General features: G+C 46.4%; 18 protein-coding genes. 15 read left to right on the top strand and 3 right to left on the bottom strand.

Annotation, left to right across the window (positions count from 1 at the left end; genetic code table 11):
- Positions 1-165 precede the first annotated feature (165 nt).
- Together PBF_RS05400 and PBF_RS05395 are read left to right on the top strand one after the other, a co-directional pair.
- On the top strand, positions 166-825 hold the full coding sequence (locus PBF_RS05400; RefSeq protein WP_035328049.1) for a site-2 protease family protein: 660 nt from the start codon (positions 166-168) through the stop codon (positions 823-825).
- A gap of 37 nt (positions 826-862) precedes the next feature.
- Positions 863-1,375: a YwhD family protein gene (locus PBF_RS05395; protein WP_035328046.1), complete on the top strand. Its 513-nt coding sequence runs from the start codon at positions 863-865 to the stop codon at positions 1,373-1,375.
- 222 nt (positions 1,376-1,597) lie between these two features.
- On the opposite strand, the gene PBF_RS05390 is transcribed toward PBF_RS05395, so the two are convergent.
- On the bottom strand, positions 1,598-3,661 hold the full coding sequence (locus tag PBF_RS05390) for a transglycosylase domain-containing protein (RefSeq protein ID WP_035328041.1): 2,064 nt from the start codon (positions 3,659-3,661) through the stop codon (positions 1,598-1,600).
- 260 nt (positions 3,662-3,921) lie between these two features.
- On the opposite strand from PBF_RS05390, the gene speE reads away from it, so the two are divergent.
- The 7 genes from speE to PBF_RS05350 all read left to right on the top strand — a co-directional run bounded on the left by speE (position 3,922) and on the right by PBF_RS05350 (position 10,100).
- The gene (gene speE / locus PBF_RS05385; protein ID WP_009332318.1) at positions 3,922-4,749 is read left to right on the top strand and encodes a spermidine synthase; all 828 of its coding nucleotides are present in this window, start codon (positions 3,922-3,924) and stop codon (positions 4,747-4,749) included.
- 60 nt (positions 4,750-4,809) lie between these two features.
- Positions 4,810-5,688 (top strand): agmatinase, encoded by an 879-nt coding sequence (speB, locus tag PBF_RS05380; protein ID WP_035328392.1) that lies wholly within the window; start codon positions 4,810-4,812, stop codon positions 5,686-5,688.
- A 105-nt stretch (positions 5,689-5,793) separates the two neighbouring features.
- Complete coding sequence (locus tag PBF_RS05375) at positions 5,794-6,246, top strand: DUF1934 domain-containing protein (protein ID WP_035328037.1); 453 nt, start codon at positions 5,794-5,796, stop codon at positions 6,244-6,246.
- Complete coding sequence (gene argS, locus PBF_RS05370) at positions 6,233-7,900, top strand: arginine--tRNA ligase (RefSeq protein ID WP_035328034.1); 1,668 nt, start codon at positions 6,233-6,235, stop codon at positions 7,898-7,900. Before PBF_RS05375 ends, argS begins: the two co-directional genes overlap by 14 nt.
- A 128-nt stretch (positions 7,901-8,028) precedes the next feature.
- Positions 8,029-8,208 carry a XapX domain-containing protein gene (locus PBF_RS05365; RefSeq protein ID WP_035328032.1) on the top strand — a complete coding sequence of 60 codons (180 nt, stop codon included), beginning with the start codon at positions 8,029-8,031 and terminating at the stop codon, positions 8,206-8,208.
- Between the two features lie 415 nt (positions 8,209-8,623).
- On the top strand, positions 8,624-9,526 hold the full coding sequence (locus PBF_RS05355; RefSeq protein ID WP_035328390.1) for a DMT family transporter: 903 nt from the start codon (positions 8,624-8,626) through the stop codon (positions 9,524-9,526).
- Positions 9,527-9,551: 25 nt separating this feature from the next.
- On the top strand, positions 9,552-10,100 hold the full coding sequence (locus PBF_RS05350) for a cysteine dioxygenase (protein WP_035328028.1): 549 nt from the start codon (positions 9,552-9,554) through the stop codon (positions 10,098-10,100).
- Between the two features lie 29 nt (positions 10,101-10,129).
- Here PBF_RS05350 and uvsE read toward each other — a convergent pair whose 3' ends face one another.
- Together uvsE and cls are read right to left on the bottom strand one after the other, a co-directional pair.
- Complete coding sequence (gene uvsE / locus PBF_RS05345; protein ID WP_035328026.1) at positions 10,130-11,086, bottom strand: UV DNA damage repair endonuclease UvsE; 957 nt, start codon at positions 11,084-11,086, stop codon at positions 10,130-10,132.
- A 248-nt stretch (positions 11,087-11,334) separates the two neighbouring features.
- Positions 11,335-12,537, bottom strand: coding sequence for a cardiolipin synthase (gene cls / locus PBF_RS05335; RefSeq protein WP_035328022.1), 1,203 nt, complete (start codon positions 12,535-12,537; stop codon positions 11,335-11,337).
- Positions 12,538-12,794: 257 nt separating this feature from the next.
- On the opposite strand from cls, the gene PBF_RS05330 reads away from it, so the two are divergent.
- The 6 genes from PBF_RS05330 (at position 12,795) to PBF_RS05305 (ending at position 20,837) form a co-directional block, all read left to right on the top strand.
- Entirely contained in the window at positions 12,795-14,906 is a 2,112-nt protein-coding gene (locus tag PBF_RS05330; protein WP_035328020.1) for a heterodisulfide reductase-related iron-sulfur binding cluster, read from the top strand.
- A gap of 324 nt (positions 14,907-15,230) precedes the next feature.
- Complete coding sequence (locus PBF_RS05325; RefSeq protein WP_035328018.1) at positions 15,231-16,418, top strand: acetyl-CoA C-acetyltransferase; 1,188 nt, start codon at positions 15,231-15,233, stop codon at positions 16,416-16,418.
- A gap of 293 nt (positions 16,419-16,711) precedes the next feature.
- Complete coding sequence (locus PBF_RS05320; RefSeq protein WP_035328015.1) at positions 16,712-17,563, top strand: 3-hydroxybutyryl-CoA dehydrogenase; 852 nt, start codon at positions 16,712-16,714, stop codon at positions 17,561-17,563.
- A 48-nt stretch (positions 17,564-17,611) separates the two neighbouring features.
- Positions 17,612-18,742 (top strand): acyl-CoA dehydrogenase, encoded by a 1,131-nt coding sequence (locus PBF_RS05315; protein WP_035328012.1) that lies wholly within the window; start codon positions 17,612-17,614, stop codon positions 18,740-18,742.
- 278 nt (positions 18,743-19,020) lie between these two features.
- On the top strand, positions 19,021-20,160 hold the full coding sequence (locus tag PBF_RS05310; RefSeq protein ID WP_035328011.1) for an acyl-CoA dehydrogenase: 1,140 nt from the start codon (positions 19,021-19,023) through the stop codon (positions 20,158-20,160).
- A 32-nt stretch (positions 20,161-20,192) separates the two neighbouring features.
- On the top strand, positions 20,193-20,837 hold the full coding sequence (locus PBF_RS05305; RefSeq protein WP_035328010.1) for a TetR/AcrR family transcriptional regulator: 645 nt from the start codon (positions 20,193-20,195) through the stop codon (positions 20,835-20,837).
- Positions 20,838-20,874 lie beyond the last annotated feature (37 nt).

The raw sequence follows: 20,874 nt of genomic DNA, 5'->3' as shown, positions 1-20,874 counted from the left end.
GTATGCTTGCTTGTATTTTTCCACTTTTTCCTGCAATGTGCAAGCCTGATTCCCTTTGACCAGGCGTTCATGTATACTTTTAGGTAAATAGCAGCGGCTTTTCCTACATAGTATGTATAAATAAAGCCTGGCTTTTTTAGCCGGCAGGAGAGGGAGTTTTGGCTTTTGGAACAATTTTTGGCGTTTTCTCTCAGGGAGATTCCCTATGTGGCGGTAACATTGATGATTGCCTTTACGGTTCATGAATTTGCCCACGCCTATATGGCTTATAAGTTTGGGGATTCGACTGCAAAAAACCAGGGAAGGTTAACGTTAAATCCCATGCAGCATCTGGATCCGATTGGGACGATCCTGATTTTTATTGCCGGCTTCGGATGGGCCAGGCCAGTACCGGTCAACCGCTTCTTTTTCAAAAATCCGAGGCTTGCCGGGATCTCTGTCTCCATTGCGGGACCGATATCCAATCTGGTGATGGCTGTTCTGGGCTTTTTCATCTGGTATGCCCTTGCCGGAACCGGTCTCGCAGCTTCGTTTCCAGCGTTTGTGGCAGATTTCCTGAATATTTTTATTCAACTGAATTTAGTGCTGTTTGTATTCAACCTGCTGCCGTTTCCGCCGCTCGATGGCTACAGAATTATTGAGGATTTGGCGCCGGCCCATATTCGCCCGAAAATGACCCGGATTGAGGCATATGGCTCCGTTATTTTTCTGATTCTTGTCATTACCCCGCTGGATCAATACACCATCCAGCCGATTTTTAACACCGTATTGCCGGTTCTGGCGAGCGGCCTAAATGATTTTTTCTATGAATTATTTATGACATAATAATAAGAACCCAGTACTTGCATAGGAGGACGTGAAGATGGAAGAAAAAAAGAAAAAGAAAGTCGACTTTAATATTATCAAGAGCGATCCGACTGATGGACATGGCGGATTCGGGGTCGGGACTCTGAGCCTTGATAATGTGACACCGGTCATCATTGATGTGGATGCCGGGGAGGCGTCTATTGAAGTGGGTGCCATGCATGCGCGCAGTCCAGTGGAAAAGGGCATTAAGTTTTTGAAAAGCAAAGAGGAAGTGCCAAACGGAAAACCGTACTGGCTGATTTGGATTACCATTGACCGCAAAGAGGGAGGCGCCTACTATGCAGGCGTTACGGCATGCGAAATGACAGTCGACAGGGAGATCCGCAGAGGCTACAAATCGCTGCCCGAGCATGTGAACCGCATGGATAAATCGATTAAAAGACATATCATCGTGGATCATATGGACGGGAAATCCAAAAAAGTGCTGGCAGATTTCCTGAAAAATCATGACGCGGGCATGTGGGAAAGATCGGCGGAACAGTTAAAAACAGATTTACAAGCCATTTAGAAAAAAAATCTAATTTTGTGACGAAATTGTGACATTTTTTTGACGTGATTTTCTAACTACTTGTACAATTCCCGTAAAAAAAGTAAACTAATTAACAGTGTGAAGGCACAATATAGCACTAGGACACGAAAAACCCCGGGATTCGGACCCCGGGGTTTTTCATTTTTATTCATTAAAGTGACAGGCACCTATACCAGTTAAGGGAAGTGGTATAGGTACCTGTCACCACCGGAACAGTTTTTTATACCAGGGTGTCTCCTGCTTCTTTTCAGGCTGCTCTGTTTTTTTCTCTTCTTTGTGGCTCAGGTGGTCTGTACAGTATTCCGCTGGTTCTGTGCCTTTTGCGAAGTAGGCAAGGCGCTTGACGGGGCAGTTTTCCCCGGCAATTTTCCCGTTGGCTGGGTCAATGTAGACACCGACTGTATCTTTGGGCGCTTTGAATTCCTTGGCCGGCTTCCCTTTATGGGCTTCTTCCATGAACCGGATCCAAATGTTTTTGGCATACGTTTTGTCAACGGTTTTTGTAATAACCTGGCCTTTGTCATAGCCGGTCCATACCGCTGTAACCAGCTGCGGTGTAAAGCCGGCCATCCAGCTGTCCGTTTCGGTTGAACCGGACTTTCCTGCGTACGGGCGGGTCATATCATTGATGACGGTGCTGCCGGTTACCTGGGCATAGCCGTTCAGCTTCCGGTCAAAAATGCCCGTCATCATATGGGTCATAACGAAAGCCAGGTCCGGCTTCAGAACCTTCATCTGGAATGGCTCCTGCTCATAGATGACTTCGCCTTTATGATTTTCAACGCGCTTAATCAGCACCGGCGATACCTTTTTTCCTCCATTGGCAAACATGCTGTAGGCGTTCGCGAGCTCGATAACTCTCATACCGGATGTGCCGAGTGCAAGGGATGGTACCTTCGCCATTTTAGAGGTAATGCCAAATTTCTTGGCTGTATTGACAAGCGTTTCTTCTCCTAAAAATAAATGGGTTTTCACCGCGTATACATTGTCAGATAAAGCCAGGGCCTGTGCCATTGTGATATCATCATCTGCATATTTGCTGTTGAAATTATGCGGTGTATAATCTGGCGTACCATCTTCAAAGCGGAATGTCGTCTGCTCGCTCCGGATAGGAGTGGAAGGGGTGAATCCCTGCTCCAATGCCGCATAATAGAGAAGCGGCTTGATCGTCGATCCCGGCTGCCTGACTGCCTGGACTGCCCGGTTGAAGGGACTCTTCTCATAATCCCGGCCGCCGACCATCGCCTTGACGTAGCCGTTTTTCGGATTCATGGCCACAACCCCGACCTGAATCTCCGAGTCTTTTGAAATCATTTTATCTACCGTTTCTTCAGCGATTTCCTGCTCCTTCAGGTCCAATGTGGTATAAACCTTCAATCCGCCCAATTCAATGGTCCGGTCATCCAGCTTCAGCTGCGTTTTAAGAGCATTGCGGACAGCGTCCTGGAAATAGGGAGCCGTTTTCGCTCTCGGGTGCATGTGCTCTCCGACCAGGTCAAGCTCCTCTGCAGCAGCAAGATCCGCCTCTTTTTGACTGATCATCCCGTTCTTCACCATCGTCTGCAGAATCACTCTCTGCCGCTGTTCTGCTTTTTCTGCTGATGCAAATGGGGAATAAATGCCTGGCCCTTTGGGAATGCCGGATAAAATGGAAGCCTCAGCTAGTGACAGCTCACTCGCATCCTTCCCAAAATAAAACTGGCTTGCTGCCTGTGCTCCATAAGCTCCATTGCCGTAATAAATCGTATTTAAATAGCCTTCAAGGATTTCCTTCTTCGTATAATTCATCTCAAGCCTGATGGTGTAAAAAGCTTCAAGCAGCTTCCGCTTCCAGGTTTTTTCGTGCTCGAGAAACAGGTTGCGGGCATACTGCTGGCTGATGGTGCTGGCGCCCTGAACCTTAGCCATTGCTTTAAGGTCAGCGAGCGCAGCACCGGCAATTCTTTTATAATCAAAGCCATTGTGTTCGAAAAAATTCTTATCCTCAATCGAAACCGTCGCATCAACCAAATGCGGGCTGATATCATCCAGAGGTGCCCAGTAGCGCTTTTGCCCGTTGTGGCTTTCTCCGATCACCGTGCCATCTTCCGAGAAAAATAAAGTCGACTGCGGAACAGCGAGCGGCGGCGGTCCCAGAATTTTAGCATATGCCAATATGCCTCCAATCAACACGGCGGCTAAAGCCATTCCTATTAAGCTAATAATGAGAACTGCACGCAAATATTTCATTGTTTTTCTGAAACGCTGATCGGTCATTAACTCCAAGTGTGGCACCCCCCTGAATCTTTCTAAGTGCAATGCAAAAAATAAAATAATCATAAGGACATATCTTTAGTATTGAAAAAAGAGTCCGGTTTTAAACATCTTTCTCTACTAAAAAGCGAAATTTTTCTTGCAATTTTGCTAGATTCATCTATACTTTTTCTGTGTTTGTTATTTGCATGTTAGGGAAGTATAAAAGATGAAAATGCTTTTTGCTGCTCTTTAGTGATAATTCATTTTTTTATGGAAGGAATGATTAAAGAATGGGACTTTGGTTTACAGAGAAACAAACAGAGAACTTTGGCATTACGATGAAGGTGAAGCGTACTTTACATACAGAACAGACAGAATTCCAGAAGCTTGATATGGTGGAAACAGAAGAGTGGGGCAATATGCTGCTTCTTGATGACATGGTTATGACTTCAATCAAGGATGAGTTTGTGTACCATGAAATGGTTGCGCACATTCCTTTGTTCACACATCCAAACCCTGAAAACGTACTTGTAGTTGGCGGCGGGGACGGCGGCGTTATCCGTGAAGTCCTTAAGCACCCTAGCGTGAAAAAGGCGACTTTAGTGGATATCGATGGAAAGGTTATTGAATACTCTAAGAAATTCCTTCCTGAGATTGCAGGCAAGCTTGATGACCCGCGCGTGGATGTACAGGTGGGCGATGGCTTCATGCACATTGCTGAAAGCGAAAATGAGTATGATGTGATTATGGTGGACTCAACTGAGCCGGTAGGACCTGCGGTAAACCTATTCACTAAGGGATTCTATGCTGGCATCTCTAAAGCTCTAAAAGAAGACGGCATATTTGTGGCCCAGTCTGACAACCCTTGGTTCAAAGCGGACCTTATCCGCAACGTGCAGCGCGATGTGAAAGAAATTTTCCCAATCACCCGCCTGTACACGGCCAACATTCCTACGTACCCAAGCGGCATGTGGGCGTTCACAATCGGCTCAAAAAAATACGATCCATTAGAAGTAAGCGAAGACCGCTTCCATGAGATTGAAACAAAATACTATACGAAAGAATTGCATAAAGCGGCATTTGTATTGCCTAAATTTGTTGCAGATTTAGTGAAGTAAATGACAGGCTGCTTCTTAAAGCAGCCTTCCTGAATACATAAAAAGTGAGGGATGACCTTGGTGCGTTTTGATGAAGCCTATTCAGGCAATGTGTTTATTAAAAGCCATCCTAGTTATGAGGAAAGTGAAGCGGTCATTTATGGAATGCCGATGGACTGGACAGTCAGCTACCGTCCGGGCTCCCGTTTCGGCCCTGCCCGCATCCGCGAGGTGTCCATCGGGCTTGAAGAGTACAGCCCGTACCTGGACCGCGAGTTGGAAGAGGTAAAATATTATGATGCCGGCGATATTCCGCTGCCATTCGGAAATCCGCAAAAAAGCATCGATATGATTGAAGAGTTTATCGATCAGCTTCTCGCTGAGGGTAAATTCCCGCTTGGCATGGGAGGAGAGCATCTCGTTTCCTGGCCGGTCATCAAAGCGATGTATAAAAAATATCCGGATCTGGCGATTATCCACATGGATGCCCATACAGATCTTCGTGTGGATTATGAAGGGGAGCCATTATCCCACTCAACACCAATCCGCAAAGCAGCTGATTTGATTGGGCCAGGCAATGTGTATTCATTTGGCATCCGTTCCGGCATGAAAGAAGAATTCCAGTGGGCGAAGGAAGTCGGCATGCACATCTCCAAATTCGAAGTGCACCAGCCATTGAAAGAGATTCTGCCTAAGCTTACCGGACGTCCAGTCTATGTAACAATTGATATTGATGTACTGGACCCTGCCCATGCGCCTGGAACAGGCACAGTTGACGCAGGCGGCATCACTTCAAGAGAGCTTCTTGCTTCTATCCATGAAATTGCCCATTCAGATGTTAACGTGGTTGGAGCTGACCTTGTCGAGGTGGCGCCTATCTATGATCCATCTGAACAAACGGCCAATACAGCCAGCAAACTGATCCGGGAAATGATCCTTGGATGGGTGAATAAAAAATAACGGGGACCTCGGTCTCCGTTTTTTTTCGTTTTTCATCTTCTTGCACTTTCCCCATCGAGTATTTATACTTATATAGTTATATATGATGAAAAGGATGTGTTGCCGTTGTCCAGTCGCTCAGCGGAACAAATGCCTGTGAAGATTAATGTGAAGACAGATATTCGCAGTGGAGGCAGCAAAGAGACTTTTGAATTGACTGCTTTTGGCCGATACTATATAAAAGATTCCGCCCGTTTCCTTCAGTATGATGAAGTAATGGAAGAGGGAACCGTTAAGACAATTATTAAAATGTCCGATGCAGACGGACTGATTTTACGAAGCGGCGCCGTGAAAATGAGGCTCCCTTTCAGAATGAATAAAAAGCTCCGCGGCAGCTATGAGACGCCGTATGGAGTGTTTGAGATGGGTACGGTGACCAAGCGGATGGCCCATCAATATGATGGCGAATCCGGCGAAGGTTCGATTGATATTTTATACGACCTGAAAATGCAGGGATCCCAGGCAGGTACATACCATTTGGCGATTACGTTTGAGGAGGAGAACAATGAACATAGTTGAGCAGGTGCAAAGCAAATTAAAGCAGGAAATTAAGGATGCGGTTGTGAAAGCCGGTTTGGCAGCGGAAGAGCAGATTCCCGATGTGATTCTTGAAATCCCGAAGGAAAAGTCGCATGGCGATTATTCCACGAATATGGCGATGCAGCTGGCGCGAGTGGCAAAAAAGGCGCCAAGAATGATTGCAGAAGAGCTTATTGCTTCTTTTGACAGCTCAAAAGCTTCCATTGAAAAAATTGAAATCGCCGGACCTGGCTTTATCAATTTTTACATGAATAACTCATATCTGACTGATCTGATTCCGGCCGTTCTGGAAGCAGGAGATCAGTACGGAGAAACAACAGTCGGCAACAATCAGAAGATTCAGGTGGAGTTTGTTTCCGCTAACCCGACAGGGGACCTGCATCTTGGACATGCCCGCGGCGCAGCTGTCGGCGACTCCCTATGCAATATTTTAGACAAAGCTGGCTACGATGTGTCCCGTGAGTACTATATCAATGATGCCGGCAACCAGATCAACAATCTGGCTCTATCAGTTGAAGCCCGTTATTTCCAGGCTCTTGGCTTAGATAAGGAAATGCCTGCTGACGGCTATCATGGTGAAGACATTATCGGCATCGGCAAAAAGCTCGCTGAGGAGCACGGCGATAAATATGTAAATGCGGATGAGAAAGAGCGTTTTGACTTTTTCCGTGAATACGGCCTGAAATATGAAATGGCGAAACTTAAGCAGGATCTTGAAGATTTCCGCGTTCCATTCGATGTCTGGTATTCGGAAACATCCCTTTATCATAATGGCAAAATCGACACAGCCCTTCAGGCATTGAAGGATAATGGCCACATTTACGAGGAAGAGGGCGCAACCTGGTTCCGTTCCACCACTTTCGGTGATGACAAAGACCGTGTTCTTATTAAAAATGACGGCTCTTACACGTATCTGACTCCAGATATCGCTTACCATAAAGACAAGCTTGAAAGAGGCTTTGAAAAGCTGATCAACATTTGGGGCGCTGACCACCATGGATACATTCCGCGCATGAAGGCGGCTATCCAGGCGCTTGGCTATGACCGTGAGGCGCTCGAAGTCGAAATCATCCAGCTTGTACACTTATACAAAAACGGCGAAAAAATGAAGATGAGCAAACGTACCGGCAAAGCGGTAACAATGCGTGACCTTGTGGAAGAAGTAGGACTGGATGCAACACGCTATTTCTTCGCGATGAGAAGCGCAGATACACATCTTGATTTTGACCTTGACCTGGCTGTATCACAATCCAATGAAAATCCTGTTTACTATGCACAGTACGCACACGCGCGTATTTCCAGCATCCTGCGCCAGGGTGAAGACCAGGGCATGACTGCTGAAGCGGCAGATTACTCCCTGATTCAGGCGGAAAAGGAAATCGACGTCCTGAAGAAAATCGGCGAATTCCCGCAGGCTGTCGGCGAAGCAGCGCAAAAGCGCATGCCGCACAGAATTACGAACTATATTTATGAACTGGCTTCATCTTTCCACAGCTTCTATAATGCTGAAAAGGTATTGGATGCGGAAAACCCGGAAAGAACGAAAGCCCGTCTGGCACTGATCAAAGCGGTGCAGACTACTTTGAAGAACTCACTGAAATTAATCGGCGTATCTGCCCCGGAAAAAATGTAATGGAGGAAGCTGGCACTTAATGGTGCCGGCTTTTTTCATGTTTTAGAAAAAAAAGGGGAAGCTAAAGGCATATGTTTGAGGGTATAGTAAAACTGGTAAAACAAAGTAAGTCATTTTAGGAGGGTCTCATGAAAATCGTTCTTTTATCCATTCTTACAGGATTCGTAGTCGGATTCGTCTTTGCTTTCATGAAACTGCCGATTCCCGCTCCGCCAGCGCTTCCCGGGATTATGGGAATTGTCGGCATTTACCTCGGGTTTAAAGCATATGAAGTGGTTCTGCCTTGGCTGCAGGGGATATTGAGATAGATTGGGAAAGGATGTCCGAGTGAGGTGTGGGCATCCTTTTTGTCTGAGTGTGAACTTTGCAAATAGATCCGGAATGTTTGCAAATAAACCTGGGAAATCAGCAAATAGATCTGGAATGTTTGCAAATAAACCTTGAAAATCAGCAAATAGATCTGGAATGTTTGCAAATAAACCTTGAAAATCAGCAAATAGATTCGGAAAACTGCAAAGAACCCCCGCAAACAAACAGAAATCCGGACAGCAAACCAAAAGCTAAAGAGCAGCCCTCAAAAAAGTAGTCAGCAAACCAGCCAAATCAGCAGTCAAATGATAAATTTAGGAACTAACCTGTCAAAACTGCCAAAAAAAACACCGCATGTTACATCCGGACGAGCATATCATGGTAGAAACCCTTCCGGAAAGGACATGCCCGCCCATGAAGCCACAATTGGCAGCCTCACTTTATGCAACCATTTCGATCAGTTTTTGGGGAGTCTCTTTTGTCTCCACCAAAGCTGTTTTGGATAAGCTGGACCCTTATACATTAATCATGCTCCGGTTTGCCATCGGGGCCGCTTTTCTGCTCCTTGTGCTCCTCTTGAAAAGATATCCGCTTCAGATTCCGCTTAAATATATTCCCCATTTAATTGTTCTCGGTGTACTTGGCGTTTTCATCCATCAGGTCATCCAGGTTACAGCCTTAGAGACGATAGACGCCTCCTCTGCGGGATGGATTATTTCTTTTTCTCCTGTTTTTACAGTGCTTCTCTCGATGATCTTTCTTCATGAAAAATTGACATTCCTTAAGACACTGGGCATTATAACTGCGATTTCCGGCGTGCTCATGGTAACGGGAGCGAGGAGCGGCCAGACGCTGGGATTTGCTATGAATATTGGATATTTCCTCATGATCCTAAGTACACTGAATTGGGCCGTATATTCCATCCTGGTAAAAAAACTGCACATTAAGCTTCCGTCCCTTGTGGTCACTTTTTATATGAGTCTGCTTGGCTGCATGCTGACGATACCCTTTTTATATAGAGATAGGGGATGGGAGAAATTCCATGTATTATCTGGTCCTGAATGGGCCCATATATTATTTTTGGGCATATTTGTTTCAGGGATTGGCTATTGGTACTGGTCCAGGGCGCTCGAGGTTTTGGAAGCCTCCAAGGTATCCATGTTTATCTATATGGAGCCGCTATTTACCCTTATTGCGGCCATTCTTCTGCTTCGTGAAAAAATTTTCTTCATAAGCATCATAGGCGGAATCATAATTATTATAGGAGTGGTCCTGGTAAATGGTCAGCTGAAATATTTTTCATGGAAGAAACGATAATCCACACAAAAGGGGGAATCGTTTAGTGGCCTTGAAGGAACGGTTTAAAAAGAGTTTGGACTCATTGAAATCACCTTCTTCAGAAGAACTTAGAAAGGCTTTGGCATCACTTGATATCAAACTTGAAGATTTACTTCCCCACTTGCAGCCGGCAGATGGAAAACCCTATTACCGCAAGCTGCTCTATCAAAATGATGAAGTGGAGCTGCTCGTCATGAACTGGTCGGATATCGAATGCGCCCCGCATGATCATGGAAACTCAAAGGGGTGGATTCAAGTGTTAAATGGACATTCGGAAAATACTGTTTTTGAAGTGAAAGAAGACGTCCCAATTGAGCTTTTTGCTGAGGTTAAGTCCAAAGGCTCCTTCTTTTTTGCGCCCAAAAAAGGTGTGCACAAAATGAAGAGCGCAGGCAGGGAAAACCTTGTTACACTGCATCTTTATTCACCTCCGATAACGGGTATGAAGGTGTATGATCTGGAAAAATGCGCAGCCTGTGTAGTCTCTGAAGACTGCGGAGCCTGGTGGCCGGAGGAGCAGAGACAGAAGGTGAGGGAGATTCAGTTAAAATAAAAAGGCGTTCCGCACATGGAACGCCTTCACTATTTCCACTCAATCTCCGCCCCGCCAATCCTTTTCACTCCGCGGACGCTGCTGATATCCTCTGTCAGCTTAAGCGCAGCCTTGTCCTTGGCTTTCGCCTCGATCATAAAATCGACATCCCGGTTAAAGGGTTTCAGCACGTCGAGAAGGGGCCGGATAAAATCCAGGTCAACATAGTCGGCATGGGACCGAAAGGCTTTTTCCGATTTGGGCGAGGAAATATGAATTTTCGGCTTGAGTCCTGTTTTGTCCCACGTCTGAAAAATCTCCGGAAGCAGCTCTTCCAGCGGGCGGGTGCTGAGGTTCGCCATATGGTGATGATAATCAAATACAAGAGGGATGTTTTCCTTATGGCAGGCAAGGAGAGTTTCATCCGCATTATAGGTTTTATCATCATTTTCAAGTGTCATTTGCTCTTTAATATGTGACGGCAGCATCTTCAGGTTTTCATGGAACCGGTCAATGGTCGAGAGCTTGTCCCCATAAGCCCCGCCAATATGGATATTGATGATGCTTTTCTTTTCAATACCCATGGCTTCAAACATGCGGTAATGGTATTCCATATCTTTAACTGCATTCCGGGTCACATCCTCGCGCGGAGAAGTGAACAGGGTGAATTGATTAGGATGAAAGCTTACGCGGAGACCATGTTTTTTTATCAAATCGCCAATCTCAAGCCATTTTTCCTTGAAGGGGGTGACAAAATCCCATAAAACCTCCGGGTGTGTGGCCAGAGGCACGATGGAGCTTGAGAGCCGATACAGCTGAATTTCATGGGCGATATTAAAATAAAGCATTCTTAACGTATTTTGCAGATTTACTGCTGTGACGGCCTTCAGCTTGTCCAGCCTTTCCTCCTCAGGCAGCTGCTGATAGCGCGTAAACGTTAATGTCCTTGCAGGAGATGCCTCCCACAAGCTGATCGCATGGGAAACATACCCCAGTCTGATTTTCAATTTGCAGCACCTTCTTTTTTGCTGGTCTCTATTCTAACAGAATGTAAATCTTTGTATTTCGAGAGCTGTTTAGCTCCAGCGCCTACTCCCTCGAGGTCACAAGCCAATCCCTTCCGGAAGGAAAGAACACCTTCCTGCAGGGCTCGTCTTGTGCTTGGGGCCCCCAGGAAGGGGGTCATGCAGACGTTGCCACAGGACGTGGCGTTCTTAGTCTGAGCTCCTTCGTGGGCAAGGCGCTTCCGCTTTTCTTATAGGAAACTTGCCACAGACCGGGCAAGCATCTCTTTGAATGTCCGTAAAGGGTCCACCCGGTTTAATTCTTTTAGGGTCAATCTCTTTGCATTTAGTATGTCTTTGTCTACAACAGCCTGGATTTGCTTAATGAACTCTTTGTCATAAATAAAGCAATTGATTTCATAATTTAAAAACAGGCTCCGCTTATCAAAATTGGCTGTTCCGATATCACTGATCTCATCATCGATCAAAATCGCCTTTGCATGGTAAAATCCCTTTTTGTACTCATACACATAAGCGCCTTCTTTTATCAAGGTTCTAAGATAAAGATAAGAGGCTTCCTTTACAAGGATATGATCTGTCACGCATGGGACGAGGATCTTGACCGTGACGCCGCGTTCCAGGGCATGGAGTATATCCTGAAAAAGTCTCTTGCCCGGAATAAAATAAGGGGTCCCAATCGTAATGCTCGTTTTCGCATTCCGTATTAAGGAGGAGAAGCTTTCTTCCAGAAAAGCACCTTTATAAGCCGCAAACTGATGGCGGTATTCACCTGCATGAAGCTCAGGAAAATAGACGCTGTTTGCGAGCAGGTCGGTCTTCGTTGCTTTATACCAGTCAGTCAGAAACTCTCTTTGCAGATCCTGCACGCCTTCGCCACAAAATTTTAAATGGTAGTCACGCCACGGATTCAGCTTTTTATCCTGATTGATGTATTCTTTGCCGATGTTAAAACCGCCGCTGTACCCGATCTTTCCGTCAATTACAGTAATTTTCCGATGGTTCCTGGCCTGAAATGAGTAAAAGAGAAAAGGAAGCTTTGGCACATGCGCAAACGAAAATTTGATGCCGCTGCTTTTCAGTTCCTTAACGGTTTTTCTTTTGACAGGAAAGCTTCCTGCCCAATCCAGGAGAAGACGGACTTCCACTCCTTCTTTTGCTTTACCCATTAATATAGTTAAAAACTCCTTGCTGATTTTATCATCCTTCACAATATAAAATAAAACATGGATGTGCTTTTGCGCTTTTTTAAGCTCGGAGAATAAATTATCAAACAAAGCAGGCCCGTCTGCGAACAATTCCATATCAGACTGCCTGATGGGCAGGGTGGTCCGCTCAAGCTTTTTCATATGGCTTTTCCGGCCCAGTGTAAAATCAATATAGAGCCACAGGAATATGACGAGTAAAACGGCCATCATGATATTCCAGACAGTCATTGTGATCTTCCTCCCGACAGGATTTTCCTGTTAGTATTTCCTGCAATGCCATTTCTATCAGGGGTTCTTTCCAAATAGGGAGGACTTTTCCGCTTTAAAAAAGAAATTAATAAATGGAAATAATAAAATTTTTCGAACAAGTTTTAAGAAAAGTAGTTGACTGAATGCTCATTCATAATATAATGGGAGTAAGAGTAAATTCAGAAAATTATATTGTTTTTAAAATTTTCTAAGATGAGGAAAGGAGCACCATGCCCATGAACGGTTTATTATGGATCAACTTAATTGCATTCCTTCTTGTAACCGCTTACGCTGTCAGCTTGTTTGTCTATGTTGTGAAGACGCGGATTGAATATATTAAGCTTGGCAAAAAGGTGGAGTTTGACGGCAAGGTGAAAGAGCGCCTTGAAAAGATCTGGGTCAATGTTTTTGGCCAGAAAAAGCTTTTAAAGGATAAGAAAAGCGGCATCATTCACGTGATGTTTTTCTACGGCTTTATACTTGTCCAATTCGGAGCAATTGATTTTATTATCAAAGGAATTAAGCCAGGTGCACACCTGCCGCTTGGACCTTTATATCCCGGGTTCACCTTTTTTCAGGAAATTGTGACCCTGATGATCCTTGTTGCGGTAATCTGGGCTTTCTACCGCCGTTATGTGGAAAAGCTTGTCCGCTTAAAGCGCGGATTCAAATCAGGTCTCGTCCTTATTTTTATCGGCGGGCTCATGCTTTCGGTGCTGCTTGGCAATGGAATGGGCATGATTTGGCATGGCCATGAAGGAACCTGGACAGAGCCGGTTGCTTCCCTGATTGCCGGTGCATTCTCATGGATGGGTGAAACGGCTTCAATCGTTGTGTTTTACATCTCATGGTGGATTCACTTAGTATTCCTGCTCGCTTTCCTTGTGTACGTGCCGCAATCCAAGCACGCTCACTTAATCGCCGGACCGGCCAACGTATATTTCAACCGTCTGGATAATCCGGGGAAATTAAAAGCAATCGACTTTGAAGATGAATCACAGGAAAGCTTTGGTGTCGGAAAGATTGAAGATTTTACACAGCATCAGATGATCGATTTCTATGCGTGTGTGGAATGCGGACGCTGTACCAATATGTGTCCGGCAACCGGCACTGGAAAGATGCTTTCGCCGATGGATTTAATCCTGAAATTGCGTGATCATTTAACGAATCACGGAGCTGTTGTCACGTCGAAGCAGCCGTGGGTGCCGACATTCGCTTTTTCCAATACGAAAGGCAATCAGCTTGCTCTTGCAGCTGCCGGCCAGGGTGCAGAAGAAGCTGCGGCTGGCCTTGCTTACAGCCCAAGCCTGATTGGCGAAGTTATTACAGAAGAAGAAATCTGGGCCTGTACGACTTGCCGAAACTGTGAAGACCAATGTCCGGTAATGAATGAACATGTTGATAAAATTATTGATCTGCGCCGCTACCTTGTGTTAACTGAGGGTAAAATGGACGCTGACGCACAGCGCGCCATGACTAATATCGAGCGCCAGGGCAATCCTTGGGGACTGAACCGCAAGGAGCGCGAAGACTGGAGAGAAGCACGTGAAGATGTTCATGTGCCGACAGTGAAGGAAATGAAAAAGGCGGGCGAAGAGTTCGAATACTTATTCTGGGTTGGCTCAATGGGCTCTTACGACAACCGCAGCCAGAAGATCGCTCTTTCCTTTGCGAGACTAATGAATGAGGCCGGCGTCAAGTTCGCCATCCTTGGCAACAAGGAAAAGAACTCCGGTGACACGCCAAGACGTCTTGGAAACGAGTTCTTGTTCCAGGAGCTTGCCACAAAGAATATTGAAGAGTTTGAGAAAAATGAAGTGAAGAAGATCGTCACGATTGATCCCCATGCCTACAACATTTTTAAAAATGAATATCCGGATTTCGGATTAGAGGCAGAGGTTTATCACCATACTGAAGTTCTTGCCCGGCTTGTGGAAGAAGGCAAGCTGAAGCCGCAATATGCTGTGGAAGAAACGATTACCTTCCATGATTCCTGTTATCTGGGACGCTACAACGAAGTGTATGATCCTCCGCGTGAAATCCTTAAGAGCATCCCGGGCGTCAAGCTTGTGGAAATGGAAAGAAACCGCGAAACCGGCATGTGCTGTGGAGCGGGTGGCGGGCTGATGTGGATGGAAGAAGAAACCGGACACCGCATCAACGTATCACGCACAGAGCAGGCGCTGGCAGTGAATCCATCCGTGATCAGCTCAGGATGTCCATACTGCTTAACCATGCTGTCTGATGGAACGAAAGCTAAAGAAGTGGAAGAACAGGTTCATACGTATGATGTTGCTGAAATTCTCGAAAAGTCCGTTGTGGGCGAAAGCCGGAATGTAGCATCCTAGCATAGTGAAAGTGGAAATTGAAGCACTGCCGAAATTCCAGTAAAGCATTTTGACGAAAAATGTTTTTACCAGAATTTTGCGTAAAGTGTTTCAATTTCCGCTATTTTTCTAGTAAAATATAATATGATAAAGCGCTTACAATTTTTCTTGTCTGCTGATGAGGGAGAAAATCCTTTGATTTCGCGGTTTTTTCGAGCGAGCGTTCAGTCAGCCAACACACCTTCACTAGTATTTAACTTCAACCAGAACTGCTTCATAGACCCGATTTTTTTCAAATTAATTATTAGAACATTTTAAATTAATAGTACAAAGGAGCGATTCTTTATGGGGAAAACCGTAATTCTTAGCGGAGTAAGAACACCTTTTGGAAAATTTGCCGGCGGGCTCAGCAGCTTTTCAGCTTCTGATCTTGGCGGATTTGCAGTTAAAGAAGCGCTGAACCGTGCCGGCGTCAACCCGGGGGATGTAGATGAAGTGATTCTCGGAACAGTTCTCCAGGGAGGCCAGGGCCAGATCCCCTCACGTCAGGCTGCCAGAAAAGCAGGCTTGCCATGGGAAGTGAAAACGGAAACGATCAATAAAGTTTGTGCTTCCGGCATGCGAAGCGTCACTTTAGGAGATCAGATCATCCGGGCGGGTGACGAGGAAGTCATCGTAGCCGGCGGCATGGAGTCCATGAGCAACGCGCCATATATTTTGCCAAAAGCACGCTGGGGCCTGCGCATGGGTGATTCAACAGTCAAGGATTTAATGGTCCACGACGGTTTAAGCTGCAGCTTCACAGGCGTCCATATGGGAACTTACGGAAACTCGACAGCTAAAGAATTCGAAATCAGCCGTGAAGAGCAGGACAACTGGGCGCTGAGAAGCCATGAACGTGCACTTGCTGCAATCGAATCCGGCAAACTGGCAGAAGAAATCGTTCCCATTGAAGTGCCTCAGCGAAAAGGGGACCCGGTCGTTGTTTCTCAGGATGAGTCTCCTCGTAAAGATACTTCTTTAGAAAAGCTCGCCAAGCTCGGATCTGTTTTTAACTCCGACGGAACGATCACTGCCGGAAATGCGCCTGGCGTCAACGACGGGGCAGCAGCATTGGTATTGATGAGCGAAGAACGTGCAGAACGCGAAGGCAAAAAACCGGAAGCTTATATTCTCGGCCATACAGCTCTTGCGGTGGAAGCCAAAGACTTCCCGCAGACACCGGGCCTTGTCATTAATGCTCTTTTGAAAAAGACAGGAAAAACCCTGGAAGAGATTGATCTATTTGAAATAAATGAAGCATTTGCGGCCGTGGCTTTAACAAGCGGGAAAATTGCCGGTCTTGATGCAGAAAAGGTAAACGTCAACGGCGGGGCTGTGGCACTCGGCCACCCAATTGGCGCGAGCGGAGCAAGAATCATTCTGACCCTGATGCACGAACTGAAGCGCCGTGGAGGCGGAATCGGCATCGCGGCCATCTGCAGCGGCGGCGGCCAGGGCGATGCGGTGATGATTGAGGTTCCGAAGCAGTAATCTGTTTTTGGGACGGAGTGTGCAGCCGGAAAAGCATCGTTTTACCGGCTGAGAGATAGATGCAACTGATCACTTATCGGCCGGAATTAGGATTTTTACGGCCAAAATAATCAATTTATCGGCCAATCGGATAAATCGCAGGACTGAACAAACATTTACCGGCCGATTTCATAAAATTACCGGCCAAATCAGCAGAAATACCGGCCAAACTGAAAAACGATAGAGGCAGCTGATCATTTATTCGGACCAAATTAACAATTTACCGGCAAAACCCACGAACGGAGGATACAAAAATGAACGTAAAAAACATTATGGTAATCGGTGCTGGACAAATGGGTTCAGGCATCGCACAGGTATGTGCACAGGCAGGCTATAGCGTCATCTTAAATGACTTAAAACCGGAGTTTGTGGAACGCGGACTTGCTGTAATTAAGAAGAATCTTTCCCGCCAGGTGGAAAAAGAGCGCATGACAGCGGAAGAGATGGAAGCAGTACTCAAAAATGTAACCGCTTCAAGCAATCTTCAGGACGCCAAAAACGTAGAGCTCGTCATCGAAGCAGCGGTTGAAAACATGGAGATTAAAACAAAGATCTTCAGCCAGCTCGATGAAATTGCACCAGAGCATGCGATTCTGGCAAGCAACACGTCATCCCTTCCGATTACAGAAATCGCAGCAGCAACAAAGCGTCCGGAAAAAGTAATCGGCATGCATTTTATGAACCCGGTGCCGGTGATGAAGCTTGTGGAAATCATCCGCGGCCTTGCGACTGCAGACGAAGTGTACCAAACCATTGAAGACATCACAAAGACACTCAAAAAAGTGCCGGTTGAAGTAAATGACTTCCCAGGATTCGTATCCAACCGCATCCTGATGCCGATGATCAATGAAGCAATCTTCACGCTTTACGAAGGGGTCGCGACAAAAGAGGCCATTGATGAAGTGATGAAGCTTGGCATGAACCATCCAATGGGGCCGCTGACTTTGGCTGACTTCATTGGCCTGGACACATGCCTGTATATTATGGAAACCCTGCATGAAGGCTTTGGCGATGATAAATACCGCCCATGCCCGCTGTTAAGAAAATATGTAAAAGCCGGCTGGCTTGGCAAGAAGACAGGCAGAGGCTTCTACGTTTACGAATAAACCATTAGCCTTGGCCACCAGACCCAGGCAGCATCGGAGGGTATACAAATGAACCTGAGATTTACTGAAGAGCAGGAAATGATGAGAAAAATGGTGCGCGATTTTGCTCAGGCAGAAATCGCCCCTTTTGTTGAAAAAATGGAGCAGGGCGTGTTTCCAAGGGAGATTCTCCGCAAAATGGGCGAGCTTGGCTTGATGGGGATTCCGATTCCTGAAAAATACGGCGGATCTGAAATGGACTTTACCTCTTATATTATCGCCATCCATGAACTGTCCCGCGTAAGTGCGACGGTTGGCGTTATTTTATCGGTCCACACATCGGTTGGAACAAACCCAATCCTTTATTTCGGTACGGAAGAGCAAAAGCAGAAATATATTCCGAAGCTTGCTTCAGGCGAGTATCTCGGCGCTTTTTGCCTCACGGAACCGAGCGCAGGCTCAGATGCCGGAAGCTTAAAGTCCCGTGCGGTAAAAGACGGAGATCATTATGTCATTAATGGCTCAAAAGTGTTCATCACGAATGCCGGCGAAGCCGACGTATATATCGTATTTGCTTCCACAAATCCGGAGCTTGGCAGCAAAGGCATCTCTGCTTTCATTGTCGAGAAGGATACGCCAGGCCTTGTATTTGGAAAAGATGAGCACAAAATGGGTCTGCACGGCTCCAGAACGCTTCAGCTGACATTTGAAGATATGCGGGTTCCGGCTGAAAATCTCCTCGGCAATGAAGGAGAAGGCTTCAAGATTGCGATGGCTAATCTGGATGCCGGACGGATCGGGATTGCTTCACAGGCACTTGGAATCGCAGAAGCAGCTTTTGAAGCAGCCGCGGGTTATGCAAAGGAACGCGTACAGTTCGGCAAGCCGATTGCCGCTCAGCAGGGTGTCGGTTTTAAGCTTGCAGACATGGCGACAAGCGTTGAAGCAGCAAAACTATTAATCTATCGCGCAGCAGACATGCGCCAGCGCGGCATCAAGTGCGGACTCGAAGCCTCCATGGCAAAGCTGTTTGCATCCAAAACGGCAGTGGACGTGACAACAGAAGCTATCCAGGTATTCGGCGGCTACGGCTACACAGAGGACTACCCGGTTGAGCGCTACTTCCGCGATGCAAAAATTACCGAAATCTATGAAGGCACAAGCGAAATTCAGCGGATTGTCATCAGCAAACAGCTGTAAAAGAGCCTTGTTCAAAAGGCTGTTTTCGCAAAGGTTCTTACTATTTGTATTATATTTACTGAGTTGATTGCAGCGGAAGGTGCGAGACTCCTGCGGGAGTAGCGGGACAGGTGAGACCCCGCAGAGACGTAGCATCGAGGAGGCTCAACGCACGCCCCGCGGAAAGCGAGCATCCTGGAGCGGAAATCAACGGACAACATTGAAATCGAAAAAAACAATTTATACGAAAAGAGTCTTTCAAAAAAATCAACGAATCCATATAAAGCGAGGGACCAACAATGAATTTCCAATTAAGTGAAGAGCATGAAATGATCAGAAAAATGGTGCGCGATTTTGCCAGGAACGAAGTTGCACCGACAGCTGCAGAACGCGACGAAGAAGAGCGCTTTGACAGAGAGATTTTTGACAAAATGGCGGAGCTTGGCTTAACAGGGATTCCGTGGCCAGAAGAGTACGGCGGAATCGGCAGTGATTACCTGGCTTACTGCATCGCAGTTGAAGAGCTTTCCAGAGTATGTGCCTCTACAGGTGTAACTCTTTCTGCCCATACTTCCCTTGCAGGCTGGCCGATCTTCAAGTTCGGAAACGAAGAGCAAAAGCAAAAATACTTAAAGCCTATGGCACAAGGTGAAAAAATCGGCGCATACGGCCTTACTGAGCCGGGCAGTGGATCTGATGCCGGCGGAATGAGAACGACAGCACGTCTTGAGGGCGATCATTACGTCTTAAACGGCAGCAAAATATTCATCACAAACGGCGGAATCGCAGATATCTATGTCGTGTTTGCCCTGACAGATCCATCCTCCAAGCATAAAGGAACAACAGCGTTCATCGTGGAAGCCGGCTTTGAAGGCTTCTCTGTCGGCAAGAAGGAAAAGAAATTGGGAATCCGCTCCTCACCTACAACTGAGATTATCTTTGAAGAGTGTAAGGTGCCGGTTGAGAACGTGCTTGGCAATGTTGGCGAAGGCTTCAAAGTTGCCATGATGACACTTGACGGTGGCCGCAACGGCATAGCAGCCCAGGCAGTCGGGATCGCGCAGGGCGCACTGGATGCTTCAGTTGAATATGCAAAAGAACGCCAGCAGTTTGGCAAGCCTATTGCTGCCCAGCAGGGAATCGGATTTAAGCTGGCAGACATGGCCACAAGCATTGAAGCTTCAAGACTATTAACGTACCAGGCAGCATGGCTGGAATCAGAAGGACTTCCATACGGAAAAGAATCTGCCATGTCCAAACTTCTTGCTGGTGATACGGCTATGAAAGTAACAACAGATGCCGTCCAAATCTTTGGCGGGTACGGATATACAAAGGATTATCCGGTAGAACGCTTCATGCGTGACGCCAAAATTACGCAAATCTACGAAGGCACACAGGAAATCCAGAGACTCGTAATCTCTCGTATGGTAACAAAATAATAAGTCTGACTGGGGGAGGCGGTAGGTAAACAATGAAAAAACGGGAAGTGCAGGCTTCTGTTAAAGATGAGCGTCTTGTCAAAAAAAGACGCGATCAGATGATTAAAGGTGCCGTCACCCTTTTTATCCAAAAAGGGTTCCATCGTACAACAACTAGAGAAATCGCAAAGGCATCTGGTTTTAGTATTGGAACACTTTATGAATACATCCGGACAAAGGAAGACGTCCTATACCTGGTATGTGACAGCATTTACGATCAGGTTGCAGAACGGCTTCAAAAAGGCCTTGATACGAAGCAGGGCACGCTTGAGAGCCTGAAGCAGGGCATCGCTGATTACTTCAAAGTTGTGGACGAAATGCAGGATGAAGTGCTTGTCATGTACCAGGAAGTAAAGGCGCTGACAAAGGACGCTCTTCCATATGTGCTCAAGAAAGAAATTGAAATGGTTGGCATGTTCGAGCATGTCATTACCCTTTGCGTGGAGAACGGGGAACTGGACCTGCCGGAGGAAAAAATCAAAATGATCGCCCATAACATTTTTGTCCAGGGGCAAATGTGGGCATTCCGCCGCTGGTCCCTGCAGAAAATGTACAGCATCGAGGAATATATCCAGCTGCAGACCAATCTTCTTTTTCAGGGAATAAAGGATTCGGGCAAGGTCTCGGAAAAAGCTTAAGAATAGTGCGCAGGGATTAGCCTTGCGTTTACGGACA

It is taken from the genome of Cytobacillus firmus DS1 (assembly GCF_000565285.1).
In the GTDB taxonomy this organism is placed as follows: domain Bacteria; phylum Bacillota; class Bacilli; order Bacillales; family Cytobacillaceae; genus Cytobacillus; species Cytobacillus firmus_A.
Note: the sequence above shows the minus strand (reverse complement) of the source record. Positions and strands in the feature narration are given on the sequence as shown.

Bases quoted from the DNA above. Each gene is read 5' to 3' on its own strand.
- PBF_RS05395 (WP_035328046.1), top strand. From the start codon at position 863: ATGGAAGAAAAAAAGAAAAAGAAAGTCGACTTTAATATTATCAAGAGC.
- speE (WP_009332318.1), top strand. From the start codon at position 3,922: ATGGGACTTTGGTTTACAGAGAAACAAACAGAGAACTTTGGCATTACG.
- argS (WP_035328034.1), top strand. From the start codon at position 6,233: ATGAACATAGTTGAGCAGGTGCAAAGCAAATTAAAGCAGGAAATTAAG.
- PBF_RS05365 (WP_035328032.1), top strand. From the start codon at position 8,029: ATGAAAATCGTTCTTTTATCCATTCTTACAGGATTCGTAGTCGGATTC.
- PBF_RS05355 (WP_035328390.1), top strand. From the start codon at position 8,624: ATGAAGCCACAATTGGCAGCCTCACTTTATGCAACCATTTCGATCAGT.
- cls (WP_035328022.1), bottom strand. From the start codon at position 12,537: ATGACTGTCTGGAATATCATGATGGCCGTTTTACTCGTCATATTCCTG.
- PBF_RS05330 (WP_035328020.1), top strand. From the start codon at position 12,795: ATGAACGGTTTATTATGGATCAACTTAATTGCATTCCTTCTTGTAACC.
- PBF_RS05325 (WP_035328018.1), top strand. From the start codon at position 15,231: ATGGGGAAAACCGTAATTCTTAGCGGAGTAAGAACACCTTTTGGAAAA.
- PBF_RS05320 (WP_035328015.1), top strand. From the start codon at position 16,712: ATGAACGTAAAAAACATTATGGTAATCGGTGCTGGACAAATGGGTTCA.
- PBF_RS05315 (WP_035328012.1), top strand. From the start codon at position 17,612: ATGAACCTGAGATTTACTGAAGAGCAGGAAATGATGAGAAAAATGGTG.
- PBF_RS05310 (WP_035328011.1), top strand. From the start codon at position 19,021: ATGAATTTCCAATTAAGTGAAGAGCATGAAATGATCAGAAAAATGGTG.
- PBF_RS05305 (WP_035328010.1), top strand. From the start codon at position 20,193: ATGAAAAAACGGGAAGTGCAGGCTTCTGTTAAAGATGAGCGTCTTGTC.